We start from the raw sequence: 13,671 nt of genomic DNA on the forward strand, positions 1-13,671 counted from the left end.
AATGAATGAACCGGCAAGAGCGGCACTGATGCCCCTGCCCCCGGCCGACCGGGCTCAGCAGGTGATTGCCGCGTTGGCTGACTACATCGAACAATCGGGCCTGAAACCCGGCGAACGCCTGCCGGCCGAGCGCGAGCTGATGACGGCGCTGGCCGTCGGCCGCTCCACGATCCGTGAGGTCATTCGCCACTTCCAGGCACTCGGCGTCGTCGAGGCGCGCAAGGGCAGCGGCACCTATCTCTTGCGCACGATCTCCGGCGCGACCGTCCATATGCCGCTCACGCTCGACGCGGCGCACCTGCGCGACGTGCTGTTGATGACGCTCGAAGTGCGCCGCGGCATCGAAGTCGAAGCCAACATGGTCGCCGCCCGCCGGCGCACCGAAGACGACCTGAAGGTCATCGAAATCAGGCTCAACGAAATGGAGCGCGTGCATATCGCCAAGGGCACGTCGGGGCCGGAAGACCTGGCCTTTCATCTGGCGATCTACGACGCCACCCACAATCCGCTCTTTCGCCAGCTGCTCGAACAAATGCGCGAGGCCTTCGAGCGCTTTTGGGACCATCCTTTCGACCGAACGGATTTTGCCCGTCGCTCCTTCCCGTTCCACCGCACCCTCTTCAACGCGATCGCTGCTCAGGACCCTGAGACCGCGCGCGAAGAAACGCTGAAAATCCTCGCGATCGTCGAGGAAGACATCAAGGAAATGTCCAAATGACCAACGGCCTCGATCCGTTCGACCACGCCTCGCTGATCGTCGCGCATGACGAAGGCCACGCCTTCGACGCCGTCGTGCCGCCGATCGTGCAGACCTCGCTCTTCACCTTCAAGGACTATGACGACATGGTCGCCTCCTACCGGGGCGAGCGCGTGCGGCCGATCTATACCCGCGGCCTCAACCCGACTGTGCGCATGTTCGAGGAGATGCTGGCGAAACTCGAAGGCGGCGAGGACGCGATCGGTTTTGCGAGCGGCATGTCGGCGATCTCCTCGACCGTGCTTTCCTTCGTCGAGCCGGGCGACCGGATCGTTGCCGTCAACCATGTCTATCCCGATGCCTTCCGCCTGTTCGGCACGCATCTGAAGCGCATGAAGATCGAAGTGACCTATGTCGACGGCCGCGACGAGGAAGCGGTCGCCAAGGCGCTGCCCGGCGCCAAGCTCTTCTACATGGAAAGCCCGACGAGTTGGGTAATGGACACCCACGACGTCGCTTCCCTTGCCCGCCTGGCGAAGGACCAGGGCATCATCACCGCGATCGACAACAGCTGGGCGAGCCCGATCTTCCAGCAGCCGATCTCGCTCGGCGTCGATCTCGTCATCCATTCGGCCTCGAAATATCTCGGCGGCCACTCGGACGTCGTCGCCGGCGTCGTCACCGGATCAAAGGAACTGATCGGCCGCATCCGTTCCGAAGCCTATCCCTATCTCGGCGGCAAGCTTTCGCCCTTCGACGCCTGGCTCTTGATCCGCGGTCTGCGTACCTTGCCGATCCGGATGAAGTCGCACGAGCGCTCGGCGCTTGAAGTCGCGCGCCGCCTGCAGGCTCACCCGCTGGTCGAGACCGTCTGCCACCCCGGCCTTGGCAACACATTGCCGCCGGGCCTTTCCGGCACCTCCGGCCTCTTCTCCTTCATCTTCCGCGAGGGCGTCGACGTCAGGCGCTTCGCGGACCATCTCGAACTCTTCAAGCTCGGCGTGTCCTGGGGCGGGCATGAAAGCCTCATCGTGCCGGGCGAAGTCGTGCTGTCGCAGAAAGCCCAGCCCAATTCCGCGGCCGCCTTCGGCATCTCGCCGCGATCGGTACGGCTCCATGTCGGTCTGGAGGGAACGGAGGCCCTCTGGAGCGATCTCGAAGCGGCGCTCGCCGTCGCTTCGACTGACTGACTGGAGCGGGATCAGGATCCCGGTCCGCCCACTTTGAACCAAAACCAACGAAGAAAAGAGGGAACAGAAATGAAGAAACTGATCACTGCCACGCTTCTCGCCAGCCTCATGGCCGGAAGCGCGCTCGCCGACACCAAACTGAAGCTCGTCGAGGTCATCACCAGCCCCGAGCGCACCGAGACGCTGAAGTCGATCGTCGCCAAGTTCGAGGCCGCCAACCCCGGCACGACGGTCGAGATCATCTCCCTGCCCTGGGGCGAAGCCTTCCAGAAGTTCGCGACCATGGTTTCGGCCGGCGAACTGCCTGACGTGATGGAAATGCCCGACACCTGGCTGTCGCTCTATGCCAACAACGGCATGCTCGAAAGCCTCGAGCCCTACCTCGCCAAGTGGGAACACACCGGCGGCCTGACGGAACGCGCGCTCGAACTCGGCCGCGACGTCAACGACACCGCCTACATGCTGCCCTACGGCTTCTACCTGCGCGCCATGTTCTACAACAAGAAGCTCTTGTCGGAAGCCGGCGTCAACGAGCCGCCAAAGACCATGGACGATTTCGTCAAGGCGTCGGAAGCCGTCTCGAAGCTTCCGGGCAAGTCCGGCTACTGCCTGCGCGGCGGCCCGGGTGGACTCAACGGCTGGGTGATGTTCGGCGCCACCATGGCCGGCAGCAACACCTTCTTCAATGAGGACGGCACCTCGACCATGAACAGCGAAGGCTGGGTCAAGGGCCTCACCTGGGTGATCGATCTCTACAAGAAGGGGCTGGCGCCGAAGGACAGCGTCAACTGGGGCTTCAATGAAATCGTCGCCGGTTTCTACAGCGGCACCTGCGCCTTCCTCGACCAGGACCCGGATGCTCTGATCGCGATTGCCGAGCGCATGAAATCGGAAGACTTCGGCGTCACCACCATGCCGAAGGGCCCGAGCGGCAAGGCTTTCACAACCATCGGCTTTGCCGGCTGGTCGATGCTGTCGGCAAGCCAGAACAAGGACCTCTCCTGGAAGCTGATCGAGACGCTCGAAGGGCCGGAAGGCAACATCGAGTGGAACAAACGCACTGGGGCGCTTCCGGTACACAAGTCGGCCGAGAAGGATCCCTTCTATGCCAGCGCGCAGTTCAAGGGCTGGTTCGACGAACTTGCCGACAAGGACGTCGTCCTGACTGTGATGCCGACCTACCTCGAGGAATTCGCCTTCTTCAAGGACTCGCTTGCCATCAAGACGACCCAGGAAGCCTTGCTCGGCGATATCACGCCGCAGCAACTCGCCGACCAGTGGGCCGACTACCTCACCAAGGCACAGCAGAAGTTCCTCGCCAGCAAGAAGTAAGCTTTTGGCCGGCGGCGGTTCGCCGCCGCCGGCCCTCATAACTCTTTGAGCGGAATGAAGTGTGCGCGGTCTCCGCCCTTCCCGCTCCGACCTAGAATCGAGGCACGCCCGAAAAACCGGCGGCCGCACAGGGGAAATTTCGATCGATGGCCTATGTCGCCCGCCAAAGCGGCCTGCCGGCAAGCAGGACGCCGCTGAAGAAGCGCATCGCCGATGGCGCCGCACCCTATCTCTATAGCGCGCCGGCGCTGATCCTGATCGTCACCGTGATGCTGGTGCCGCTGGTGCTCGGCGTCTCCTACGCCTTCCGCGATATCCAGCTCCTGAACCCGTTCTCCGGCGCCTATATCGGTCTTGATCATTTCCGGGCGCTGTCCGAGGACCAGGCCTTCTATCGGGCGTTGCGCAATACGCTCTGGTGGACCGGTGCCTCGGTCTTCTTCCAGTTCGTTTTCGGTCTGATCCTCGCATTGCTGCTCGACAAGCCCTTCTACGGCCGCGGCCTCGCCCAGGCGCTCGTCTTCCTCCCGTGGGCGGTGCCGAGTTTCCTCGCCGGCCTCAACTGGGCCTGGCTGTTCAATCCGGTCGTCGGCCCCCTGCCGCACTGGCTCTTCGGCCTCGGCATCATGAGCGAGCCGAACAACATCCTGTCCGACCCGCAGCTTGCCATGTGGGGGCCGATCATCGCCAATGTCTGGTGGGGCATACCCTTCTTCGCGATCACGCTTCTGGCCGCCCTTCAGGCGATCCCCCGCGACCTCTACGAGGCCGCCAGCATCGACGGCGCCGGCCCAGTGCAACGTTTCCTGTCGATCACCCTCCCCTTCCTTGCACCGACGATCGCCATCACCATCCTCTTGCGCACCGTCTGGATCTCCAACTTCGCCGATCTCATCATCGTCATGACCAATGGCGGACCGGCCGACCGCACCCAGATCGTCGCCAGCTACATCTTCACCCAGGCCTTCAAGCGGCTGGATTTCGGTTACGCCTCGGCGATCGCGCTCGTGCTCCTGGCGCTGCTGCTCGCCTATTCGATGCTGATCGTCATCCTGCGGCAATGGCTCCTGAGCAAGGATTGAACCGATGCGCGTCAAACCTCTTTTCCTCATGATCGCGCACCGGCTGGCAATCCTTGCCTATATCGCGTTTGCGCTCTTCCCGCTCTACTGGCTGCTGAAGGTCGCCGTCACGCCCAACGATCTGCTCTACTCCGAAGGCATTCGAATGTGGCCGTCGCGCGCCAGTCTTGAGCACTTCGATTTCGTGCTCCGCCACAGCGCCTTTCCGGTGTTCTTCAAGAACAGCCTGATCGTCTCGGGTTCCACCGCCGTCATCGTCACCATCCTCGCCTCGCTCTCGGGCTACGCCCTGTCGCGCTTCAATTTCCGCGGCAAGTACTGGCTGGTGGCGCTGATGCTCCTGACGCAGATGTTCCCGCTGGTGATGCTGGTGGCGCCGATCTTCAAGATCCTCTCGCCGCTCGGGCTGACCAACAGCCTGACCGGGCTCGTCATCGTCTACACCGCCTTCAACGTGCCGTTTGCCACCTTCCTGATGCAGTCCTTCTTCGACGGCATCCCGAAGGATCTGGAGGAGGCCGCGATGATCGACGGCGCCACTCAATTCGTCGCCTTCCGCCAGATCATCCTGCCGCTGACGCTGCCCGGCATTGCCGCAACGCTCGGCTTCGTCTTCACCGCAGCGTGGAGCGAGCTACTGTTCTCGCTGATGCTGATCTCCGGCAACGATCAGGCGACGTTCCCCGTCGGGCTTCTGTCCTTCGTGTCGAAGTTCTCCGTCGACTTCGGGCAGATGATGGCCGCCGGCGTGCTCGCGCTCATCCCCGCCTGCCTCTTCTTCCTGCTCATTCAACGCTATCTCGTCCAGGGCCTCACGGCCGGCGCGGTCAAAGGCTGAGGATTGTTCTCATGGCTTCCATCGATATCGCCAATATCCAGAAATCCTACGGCATCCACCCGGTCCTGCACGATGTCGACCTGAAGATCGGCGACGGCGAATTCGTCGTGCTCGTCGGCCCGTCAGGCTGCGGCAAGTCCACGCTTCTGCGCATGATCGCCGGGCTCGAAAGCGTGACCTCGGGCGAAATCCGCATCGCCGGAAAACGCGTCAACGAACTGGCCCCGAAGGACCGCGACATCGCCATGGTGTTTCAGTCCTACGCGCTCTATCCGCACATGTCGGTCGCCAAGAATATGAGCTACAGCCTGAGGCTGAGGAAGGTCGCCAAGGAAAAGATCGCAAGCGTCGTCTCGGGCGCTGCCGCCAAGCTCGGTCTCGACCCGCTGCTCGAACGCCGCCCCCGTGCACTTTCGGGCGGACAGCGCCAGCGCGTCGCCATGGGCCGGGCCATCGTGCGCGAACCCAAGGCGTTTCTCTTCGATGAGCCGCTCTCCAACCTCGACGCGCGCCTCCGCGAACAGATGCGCGCCGAGATCAAGAAGCTGCACAAGGACTTGGGCGCCACCTCGATTTACGTCACCCACGACCAGATCGAGGCGATGACGCTCGCCGACCGGATCGTCGCCATGAACGGCGGCTTCGTCCAGCAGGTCGGAAGCCCTCTTGATCTCTATGACCGCCCGGCCAATCTCTTCGTGGCCGGCTTCATTGGGTCGCCAGGGATGAACTTCTTCGAGGGAACCTATCGCAACGGCACCGCCCCGCGCTTCGAGACCGAAGGCGGCATCATCGTTCCGGCCCAGCCGCATCCTGCCTTGACGGACGGCGCCAGGGCGACGCTCGGCATCCGGCCGGAGCATGTCGAGATCGGCGTCGAAGGCCCGGATGCGCTGAAAGCCAATGTCGACCTGGTCGAACCGACGGGCTTCGGCATCATCCTGCACCTCTCCTTCGGCCGTGCCGGCTTCAAGGCGTTTACCAACGACCGCCGGTTCCTCAACGTTTCCGGCTCGCTGCCCGTACGCCTGCCGGTCGAGCGGCTGCACTTCTTCAACGCCGACGGCAATCGCGTCTGAGCGCCGGCAGCGACATGGCGAAAATTTAGGCGCATCCGGCAAACCGGCCGGCTGCGCCGGTTGACTTCCACAAAGCGAGGCGTACCGTCGTCGTGTCGCAAGTATCAACCGCCGTGGCGCCAACTTAAGAGAAGCAAGCACCGCCAAAACGACAGATTGACGATAGCCTTCCTTGCCTGCGCCCGGCGATATTGAGGAAGTGTCATGCGAATTCTTGTTGTTGCCCTTGCCTTTTCGACAACGATGCTCTGTCCGTTCGCTGCCCTTTCGCAAGAGGGCGATGCGGCCGCCGGAGCCACCGTCTTCAAGAAATGCGCCGTCTGTCATGTGGCCGACAGCGACACCAACAAGGTTGGGCCATCGCTCAACCATCTGTTCGGACGAACGGCAGGCACTCATGCCGACTTCAGCTACTCACCGGCGATGATCGATGCCGGCAAGGGTGGACTCGTCTGGGATGAGGCGCATCTGCGCGACTATCTGCACAATCCAAGGACCAAGGTGAAAGGCACGAAAATGGCCTTTGCCGGTTTGAAAGATGATACGGATATCTCCAACCTCATCGCCTATCTCAAGCAGTATTCGCAGTAACCTGCGGAGACTAAACGCAACCGCTGCTCGCACGGAGGCGGCGAATTGCGACTGTTCGACGTTCGTGTAATAATTGCAGCTACAGCACCGCGTGTCTAACCAGACGCGCAAAGGTCGCTGTAGAACTTTGAATTCCTGCATGTTTTGCCGTTTGATCGGCGACGATTAACGGAAACATGCAGAAGGCTCTACGGATTGCGTATTCATGCCCACAGCCGCCAGCGGCGAGGAGGGACAGAAATGGCCGTGGTAGTTGTTCTGGTTTTGGTGGCCGTCGGTTCGGTGTTGTTCCATCTGTTGAGCCCATGGTGGTGGACGCCGATCGCGTCCAACTGGAATTACATAGACAATACGCTCATCATCACCTTCTGGATTACCGGCGTCGTCTTCGTCGCCGTCGTGCTTTTCATGGCCTATTGCGTCCTGCGTTTTCGGCATCGCCCGGGAAACCGGGCGGCCTATGAACCGGAAAACAGGAAGCTCGAAGGGTGGCTTGCCGGCGGCACCACGCTCGGCGTCGCCGCCATGCTCACCCCCGGCCTTTTCGTCTGGCACCAGTTCGTGACCGTGCCGGATGGTGCGGCGGAGGTAGAAGTCGTCGGCCAGCAATGGTTGTGGAGCTTCCGGCTGCCCGGCGCAGACGGCAAGCTCGGTACGTCGGAGACCCGCGACATCACGCCGGAAAATTCGCTCGGCCTCAACCGCAACGATGCGGCCGCCCTCGACGACGTCGTCATCGAAGGCGGCGAACTGCATCTGGAGGTCGGCAAGCCGGTCAAGATCCTGCTGCGATCGGTCGACGTGCTGCATGATTTCTACGTGCCGGAGTTCCGCGCCAAGATGGACATGGTGCCGGGCATGGTCACCTATTTCTGGCTGACGCCGACGCGCACCGGCACGTTCGAGGTGCTGTGCGCCGAACTCTGCGGCACCGGTCACCCACAGATGCGCGGCACCGTCGTTGTCGACAGTGCCGCCGATTATCAAGCCTGGCTCTCGCAACAGACGACATTCTCGCAATTGCAGGCAAAGGCAGGAACGAAAGAAACGGCGCAGGCAGTGAATGCCGCCCCGGCGCAATAACAGGCGCCCCGACGGCCAAAGCGGGATGAGGAAAAGTGCTCGCGATTTCCGCCCGCACCCCGCTCGTGAGGAGACGCAATTCCATTGTTGGACGTGCGGAATTGCAGGTTCAAGGCGTTGGATCGAGATGATCCGGTGTTGGGAGGTTCTCGCAGATGGTCGATATCCGGTCAGGCACGGGCGAAGAGATTGGCCCCGCGGAAGTGGAGGACGTGGAACTCTATCATCCCCATAGCTGGTGGACGCGTTATGTCTTCAGCCAGGATGCGAAGATCATCGCCGTGCAATATGCCTCGACCGCGATCGCCATCGGCATGGTCGCCCTCGTGCTCTCCTGGCTGATGCGGCTGCAGCTCGGCTTTCCCGGCGCCTTCGCCTTCATCGATGCGGAACGCTACTACCAGTTCATCACCATGCACGGCATGATCATGGTGATCTATCTGTTGACTGCGCTCTTCCTCGGCGGCTTCGGCAACTACCTGATCCCGCTGATGCTCGGCGCGCGCGACATGGTCTTCCCCTATGCCAACATGCTGAGCTACTGGCTGTATATGCTGGCCGTCCTCGTGCTCGTCGCGAGCTTCTTTGCACCCGGCGGGCCGACCGGCGCCGGCTGGACGCTCTATCCGCCACAGGCAGTGCTTTCCGGCACGCCCGGCGGCAAGGACTGGGGCATCATCTTGATGCTCTCCTCCCTCATCCTATTCGTCATCGGCTTTACCATGGGTGGCCTCAACTATGTCGTCACCGTGTTGCAGGGGCGCACGCGCGGCATGACCTTGATGCGCATGCCGCTCACCGTCTGGGGCATCTTCACGGCGACGGTGATGGCGCTTCTCGCCTTCCCCGCCCTCTTCGTCGCCTGCGTCATGATGCTGTTCGACCGGGTGCTCGGCACCAGCTTCTTCATGCCGGCGATCGTCGAGATGGGCGAGCAGCTGCAGCATGGCGGCGGCAGCCCGATCATGTTCCAGCACCTCTTCTGGTTCTTCGGCCATCCGGAGGTCTACATCGTCGCCCTGCCCGCCTTCGGCATCGTCTCCGATCTCATCAGCACCCACGCCCGCAAGAACATCTTCGGCTACCGCATGATGGTCTGGGCGATCGTCATCATCGGCGCGCTCTCCTTCATCGTCTGGGCGCACCACATGTATGTCAGCGGCATGAACCCCTATTTCGGCTTCTTCTTCGCCACCACCACCCTGATCATTGCCGTGCCGACGGCGATCAAGGTCTACAACTGGGTGCTGACGCTCTGGCGCGGCGATATCCATTTGACGCTGCCGATGCTGTTCGCGCTCGCCTTCATCGTCACCTTCGTCAATGGCGGGCTGACCGGTCTGTTCCTCGGCAATGTCGTCGTCGATGTGCCGCTCTCCGACACGATGTTCGTCGTCGCCCATTTCCACATGGTCATGGGCGTTGCGCCGATCATGGTGATTTTCGGGGCGATCTATCACTGGTATCCGAAGATCACCGGCCGCCTGCTCAACCAGGCGATGGGGCAGATCCACTTCTGGGTCACCTTCGTCGGCGCCTATCTGATCTTCTTCCCGATGCACTATCTCGGGCTGATCGGCATGCCGCGCCGCTACTATGAGATGGGCGAGACCGCCTTCGTGCCGGCATCCGCCCATACGCTCAACGAGTTCATCACCATCATGGCGCTGATCGTCGGCGCCGCCCAGATCGTCTTCCTCTTCAATCTCATCTGGAGCATCCGCCACGGCCGCGAGGCCGGCGGCAACCCCTGGCGGGCAACGACGCTCGAATGGCAGACGCCGGAAACGCCACCGCGGCATGGCAATTGGGGCAAGGACCTGCCGGTCGTCTACCGCTGGCCCTATGACTACAGCGTGCCGGGTGCAACGGAAGATTTCATTCCGCAGACTGAGCCGGGTTCCGTAGGCCACGCGCCGGAGGGGGCCTCATGAACGTCACCCTCGTCTTCCTGGCGGTGATCTTCGCGATCGCCGCCTGGTGGCTCAGCCGGCAGCGGCTGTTCTCGAAACCCTGGCTGGAGGTCGGCCACGCCCACGACCCCCGCCCGCGCGGTAGGCCTTCGATCCCGCCTGCAAAAATCGGCCTTGGCGTCTTCCTTGCTGTCGTCGCCGCGCTCTTCTCTCTCTTCATCAGCGCCTACTTCATGCGCATGGCCTCCACCGACTGGTGGTCGACGCCGATGCCGAAGATCCTCTGGCTGAACACCGCCATCCTTGCGCTTGGCAGCCTGCTTCTGCATGCGGCCCGCGTCACTGCCGAACAGCATCGTGACGAGGCGAGCCGCACGGCGATGATCGCAGCGCTTGCCGCCGGTCTCGCCTTCCTCGCCGGCCAGGTCTTTGCCTGGCGGGAGTTGACCGACGCTGGCTTCCTGCTCGCCGACAATCCGGCCAACAGCTTCTTCTACATGATCTCGGGCATGCATGGCCTGCACATCCTCGGCGGCCTGTTCGCGCTTACCCGGGTCATCGTCAAGACGCGCACCGGCCCGATGGGCGAAAAGGCCGTGCTGTCGATCACGCTCTGCGCCACCTACTGGCATTTCATGCTGGCCGTATGGCTGGTGCTTTACGCGCTCTTTTCCGGCTGGGCCAACGACTTCGTCGAGCTCTGCCGGTCGCTCTTGACTTGAAGGAGGCAAGGCATGTCCGCCGAGACACATTCGCCTGTCCGAGAACCGCTCCATCGCCCCGCGGGACTTGCCGGCTTTGCCGCCGACTGGGCCTCCGACCAGCGGACGTTCAAGAACGTCTCCTGGGGCAAGGCGATGATGTGGATCTTCCTCTTGAGCGACACCTTCGTCTTCGGCTGTTTCCTCATCGCCTATATGTCGGCGCGCATGTCGACTGCCGTTCCCTGGCCCAATCCGAGCGAGGTCTTCGCGCTGCACATCGGCGGCTCGGACGTGCCGCTGATCCTGATCGCCATCATGACCTTCGTGCTGATCACCTCAAGCGGCACGATGGCCATGGCCGTCAATTTCGGTTACCGGCGCGATCGCAAGAAGACCGCTCTGCTGATGCTGCTGACCGCCCTTTTCGGCGCCACCTTTGTCGGCATGCAAGCCTTCGAATGGACGAAGCTGATCACCGAGGGCGTGCGTCCCTGGGGCAACCCCTGGGGCGCTGCCCAATTCGGCTCGACCTTCTTCATGATCACCGGCTTCCACGGCACCCACGTCACGATCGGCGTCATCTTCCTGCTGATCATCGCGCGAAAAGTCTGGCGCGGCGATTTCGACACCGAACGGCGTGGCTTTTTCACGAGCCGAAGAGGACAATACGAGATCGTCGAGATCACCGGCCTCTACTGGCACTTCGTCGACCTCGTCTGGGTCTTCATCTTCGCATTCTTCTATCTGTGGTGAGGCATGGCCATGACCGAAACGACTGTTCACACCCACGCGGCACCGGCAGCAAAAGTAGAAGGCCACGCACAAACGCACCAGCAACACCCGATCGGTCTTTATCTGGTCGTCTGGCTGCTGCTCTTCGTGCTCAGCACCTTCTCCTACCTCGTCGACTATGTCGGGCTGCAGGGTTATCTCAGGTGGTCGCTGATCCTGATCTTCATGGTACTGAAGGCAGGGCTGATCGTCGCGATCTTCATGCACATGGCCTGGGAACGGCTGGCGCTGATCTACGCGATCCTGCTGCCGCCGCTGCTGGTGCTGGTCTTCGTGGCGCTGATGGTCTCGGAATCGCACTACGTGCTCTTCACCCGCCTCACCTTCTTCGGCGCCGCACCATGATTGCCAACCGGCGCCGCCCCAATGGCGGCACCGCTGGACACATCCGCCTCAGTGTTGCTGAAGCCCGGTGATCATCGCGATGATCTCGTTTTTGTCGGTCTTGGCCGTCTCACGGATGCCGATCTGCTTGCCGCGGCGCAGAACGCAGATGCGGTCTGCGAGCTTGAACACCTGATCGAGGCTATGGCTGATGATCAGTACGCCGATGTTGCGGCTTTTCAGCGATTCGACGATCTCCTCGACCTTGGCGGTTTCGGCAACGCCGAGTGCTGCCGTCGGCTCATCGAGCAGGATCAGCTTGCTCGCCCAATGGGTAGCGCGGGCAATCGCGACGCCCTGGCGCTGGCCGCCCGAGAGGTCGCGGATCGTCGCATGGGCCGAGGGGATGCGGACATCCAGTTCCTTCACCAGCGTTTCCGTCTCGGAAATCATCCGGCGACGGTCGAGCAGGCCGAAACGGTTTACCGGCTCGCGGCCGAGAAACATGTTCATATAGACCGTCTGCTGGTCGGCAAGCGCCAGATCCTGATAGACGACCTCGATGCCATGGGCGCGCGCCATCGTGGCGTTCGACATCGCCACGGTCTGGTTTTCGATGGTGATCGTTCCCGAGGTCGGCGTGTAAACGCCGGAGATGATCTTGATCAGCGTCGACTTGCCGGCGCCGTTGTCGCCGACGAGCGCCACGATCTCGCCCGGACGGACGTCCAGCGAGAAGTTCTCGATCGCGGTGACGCCGCCAAAGGTCTTGCGGATGTCCTTCAGCTTGAGGACCGGCTCGCGTGCAGAATTCGTGTTCACGTTCATGACGTCACCCCTCAAACCGGCCAGGCCGCGGTTTCGCCGAAACCGTTTTCGATCGTTTCCACCTTCGGCGCGCCCTTGGAGATGCCCGACACGCCGACGACATAGGCCCGCGTGACGAAGGCCTGCCCGCGGAAGCCGAACACCGCCGTATCGCCAGGCTTCGGGGCCGCCGCACCGCTGGCGTCGATCATCGCGTAATAGTCGATCGCCGAGGGGGGCGGTACTTCGACGCTTCGAAGCGCCGACGCCGAAGTCGTCGGGTCGGCAGAGACGATCGCCTTGACGTCGTAATCCGGAAAGATCGGGTCGATGTAGAAGCCGCCGCCGAAGCAATAGGCCTTGCCGCCCGAGAGATGGGAAACTTCGGTGAGGTAGAGTACCGCCGGCAGTTCCGGCAGATCTTCCATCACGTGCAGTGCGGTGGTGCCGTGCAGACCGTTGCCCGGCTCGCACTGCGTCGCGCCCGCTTCGGCAAGAGCCGGGAGCATGACGCTGGAGGTCGTACCCGGCGCATTCACCTCGATCCCGTTGCGGCCGGCCTTGGCCAGCGCCTCGGCAGCTTTCGAGAGTGTCGCGAGATTGTGTGTCGGCTTCACCTTGCGGCTTTCATGGTCGAAGAGCAGCGCCGGAAAGGTGGTGATGCCGGCAAAGCGGCCACCGTCGAGCGCATCGAGACGGTCCGCCACCGCGGCAACGTCGCTGGCATCGAGCCCGCCTTCATGGCCGCGGTAGAAGGTATCACCTTCCGCCCGGATACGGGCGAGCAGATCCTGCCGATAGCCGGCTGCATGTGCGCCAGCCGCCGCTTCTGCAGCCTTTTCGCCGTTGAAGACCGTCCAATAGTCCGGCCGGAAGGTTTTCGCTGCGGCAGCCGCCTCGTGGCGCGCGACCTGCTGCAGGTGGCCGAGATGGCCGACCTTCAGGCCCGCCTTGTGGGTGGCGCGGGCACAGGCCATGTCGACGGCAACCGAACGGTCAATGCCACCACGCTTGACCGCTTCGCAGAAGGAACTGGAGCGGCCCACCTGCTTGGTCATCGCAAAGGTCTTCAGGCCGAGGCGACGGGCCTCGTTGCTCATAATCGCCGCATTGGCCTCGACCGTGTCGAGATCGAGCACATAGGCGTTGGCCGGGAGCTTGCCCTGCTGGTGCAGGCTCATGGCCGCTTCGATGAATGCCGGGTTGCGGCGGCGCAGAACGTCGAGAAACATGAAATCC

At 62.5% G+C, this 13,671-nt stretch carries 14 protein-coding genes; 12 read left to right on the plus strand and 2 right to left on the minus strand.

Annotation, left to right across the window (positions count from 1 at the left end; all coding sequences use genetic code 11):
* The first annotated feature begins 1 nt into the window (after position 1).
* From FA04_RS13420 to FA04_RS13475, 12 genes are all read left to right on the plus strand, one after another.
* Complete coding sequence (locus FA04_RS13420; RefSeq protein ID WP_034798900.1) at positions 2–718, plus strand: FadR/GntR family transcriptional regulator; 717 nt, start codon at positions 2–4, stop codon at positions 716–718.
* The gene (locus FA04_RS13425; protein WP_034798903.1) at positions 715–1,887 is read left to right on the plus strand and encodes a PLP-dependent transferase; all 1,173 of its coding nucleotides are present in this window, start codon (positions 715–717) and stop codon (positions 1,885–1,887) included. Before FA04_RS13420 ends, FA04_RS13425 begins: the two co-directional genes overlap by 4 nt.
* Positions 1,888–1,956: 69 nt before the next feature.
* Positions 1,957–3,219 (plus strand): ABC transporter substrate-binding protein, encoded by a 1,263-nt coding sequence (locus FA04_RS13430; RefSeq protein WP_034798905.1) that lies wholly within the window; start codon positions 1,957–1,959, stop codon positions 3,217–3,219.
* A gap of 146 nt (positions 3,220–3,365) precedes the next feature.
* A complete protein-coding gene (locus tag FA04_RS13435; RefSeq protein WP_051659467.1) occupies positions 3,366–4,301 on the plus strand; it encodes a carbohydrate ABC transporter permease in 936 nt (311 codons plus the stop codon).
* A gap of 4 nt (positions 4,302–4,305) precedes the next feature.
* A complete protein-coding gene (locus tag FA04_RS13440) occupies positions 4,306–5,139 on the plus strand; it encodes a carbohydrate ABC transporter permease (protein WP_034798907.1) in 834 nt (277 codons plus the stop codon).
* 11 nt (positions 5,140–5,150) lie between these two features.
* Positions 5,151–6,218: an ABC transporter ATP-binding protein gene (locus FA04_RS13445; protein WP_034798909.1), complete on the plus strand. Its 1,068-nt coding sequence runs from the start codon at positions 5,151–5,153 to the stop codon at positions 6,216–6,218.
* Positions 6,219–6,422: 204 nt separating this feature from the next.
* The gene (locus FA04_RS13450; protein WP_034798911.1) at positions 6,423–6,809 is read left to right on the plus strand and encodes a c-type cytochrome; all 387 of its coding nucleotides are present in this window, start codon (positions 6,423–6,425) and stop codon (positions 6,807–6,809) included.
* Positions 6,810–7,049: 240 nt separating this feature from the next.
* A complete protein-coding gene (locus FA04_RS13455) occupies positions 7,050–7,892 on the plus strand; it encodes a cytochrome c oxidase subunit II (protein WP_034798913.1) in 843 nt (280 codons plus the stop codon).
* Positions 7,893–8,047: 155 nt separating this feature from the next.
* Positions 8,048–9,826: a cytochrome c oxidase subunit I gene (ctaD, locus tag FA04_RS13460; RefSeq protein ID WP_034798915.1), complete on the plus strand. Its 1,779-nt coding sequence runs from the start codon at positions 8,048–8,050 to the stop codon at positions 9,824–9,826.
* A complete protein-coding gene (locus FA04_RS13465) occupies positions 9,823–10,527 on the plus strand; it encodes a cytochrome c oxidase subunit 3 (protein ID WP_034798917.1) in 705 nt (234 codons plus the stop codon). Before ctaD ends, FA04_RS13465 begins: the two co-directional genes overlap by 4 nt.
* A 12-nt stretch (positions 10,528–10,539) precedes the next feature.
* Positions 10,540–11,262, plus strand: coding sequence for a heme-copper oxidase subunit III family protein (locus FA04_RS13470; RefSeq protein WP_034798919.1), 723 nt, complete (start codon positions 10,540–10,542; stop codon positions 11,260–11,262).
* 9 nt (positions 11,263–11,271) lie between these two features.
* Positions 11,272–11,646 (plus strand): cytochrome C oxidase subunit IV family protein, encoded by a 375-nt coding sequence (locus FA04_RS13475; protein WP_034798923.1) that lies wholly within the window; start codon positions 11,272–11,274, stop codon positions 11,644–11,646.
* A gap of 48 nt (positions 11,647–11,694) precedes the next feature.
* Here the strand turns inward: FA04_RS13475 and FA04_RS13480 are convergent, their stop codons facing one another.
* Positions 11,695–12,453: an ATP-binding cassette domain-containing protein gene (locus tag FA04_RS13480; protein WP_034798925.1), complete on the minus strand. Its 759-nt coding sequence runs from the start codon at positions 12,451–12,453 to the stop codon at positions 11,695–11,697.
* An 11-nt stretch (positions 12,454–12,464) separates the two neighbouring features.
* Positions 12,465–13,664, minus strand: a complete 1,200-nt coding sequence (locus FA04_RS13485) for an alanine racemase (protein ID WP_034798928.1) — start codon at positions 13,662–13,664, stop codon at positions 12,465–12,467.
* Positions 13,665–13,671: the final 7 nt, after the last annotated feature.

It is taken from the genome of Ensifer adhaerens (genome assembly GCF_000697965.2).
Classification (GTDB): Bacteria; Pseudomonadota; Alphaproteobacteria; order Rhizobiales; family Rhizobiaceae; genus Ensifer; species Ensifer adhaerens.

What these genes read in the sequence shown, in the direction of transcription:
- FA04_RS13445 (WP_034798909.1), top strand. Translation starts at nt 5,151, where the DNA reads ATGGCTTCCATCGATATCGCCAATATCCAGAAATCCTACGGCATCCAC.
- FA04_RS13480 (WP_034798925.1), bottom strand. Translation starts at nt 12,453, where the DNA reads ATGAACGTGAACACGAATTCTGCACGCGAGCCGGTCCTCAAGCTGAAG.
- FA04_RS13430 (WP_034798905.1), top strand. Translation starts at nt 1,957, where the DNA reads ATGAAGAAACTGATCACTGCCACGCTTCTCGCCAGCCTCATGGCCGGA.
- FA04_RS13475 (WP_034798923.1), top strand. Translation starts at nt 11,272, where the DNA reads ATGACCGAAACGACTGTTCACACCCACGCGGCACCGGCAGCAAAAGTA.
- FA04_RS13455 (WP_034798913.1), top strand. Translation starts at nt 7,050, where the DNA reads ATGGCCGTGGTAGTTGTTCTGGTTTTGGTGGCCGTCGGTTCGGTGTTG.
- FA04_RS13420 (WP_034798900.1), top strand. Translation starts at nt 2, where the DNA reads ATGAATGAACCGGCAAGAGCGGCACTGATGCCCCTGCCCCCGGCCGAC.
- FA04_RS13450 (WP_034798911.1), top strand. Translation starts at nt 6,423, where the DNA reads ATGCGAATTCTTGTTGTTGCCCTTGCCTTTTCGACAACGATGCTCTGT.
- FA04_RS13435 (WP_051659467.1), top strand. Translation starts at nt 3,366, where the DNA reads ATGGCCTATGTCGCCCGCCAAAGCGGCCTGCCGGCAAGCAGGACGCCG.
- FA04_RS13425 (WP_034798903.1), top strand. Translation starts at nt 715, where the DNA reads ATGACCAACGGCCTCGATCCGTTCGACCACGCCTCGCTGATCGTCGCG.
- FA04_RS13465 (WP_034798917.1), top strand. Translation starts at nt 9,823, where the DNA reads ATGAACGTCACCCTCGTCTTCCTGGCGGTGATCTTCGCGATCGCCGCC.
- FA04_RS13485 (WP_034798928.1), bottom strand. Translation starts at nt 13,664, where the DNA reads ATGTTTCTCGACGTTCTGCGCCGCCGCAACCCGGCATTCATCGAAGCG.
- FA04_RS13440 (WP_034798907.1), top strand. Translation starts at nt 4,306, where the DNA reads ATGCGCGTCAAACCTCTTTTCCTCATGATCGCGCACCGGCTGGCAATC.
- ctaD (WP_034798915.1), top strand. Translation starts at nt 8,048, where the DNA reads ATGGTCGATATCCGGTCAGGCACGGGCGAAGAGATTGGCCCCGCGGAA.
- FA04_RS13470 (WP_034798919.1), top strand. Translation starts at nt 10,540, where the DNA reads ATGTCCGCCGAGACACATTCGCCTGTCCGAGAACCGCTCCATCGCCCC.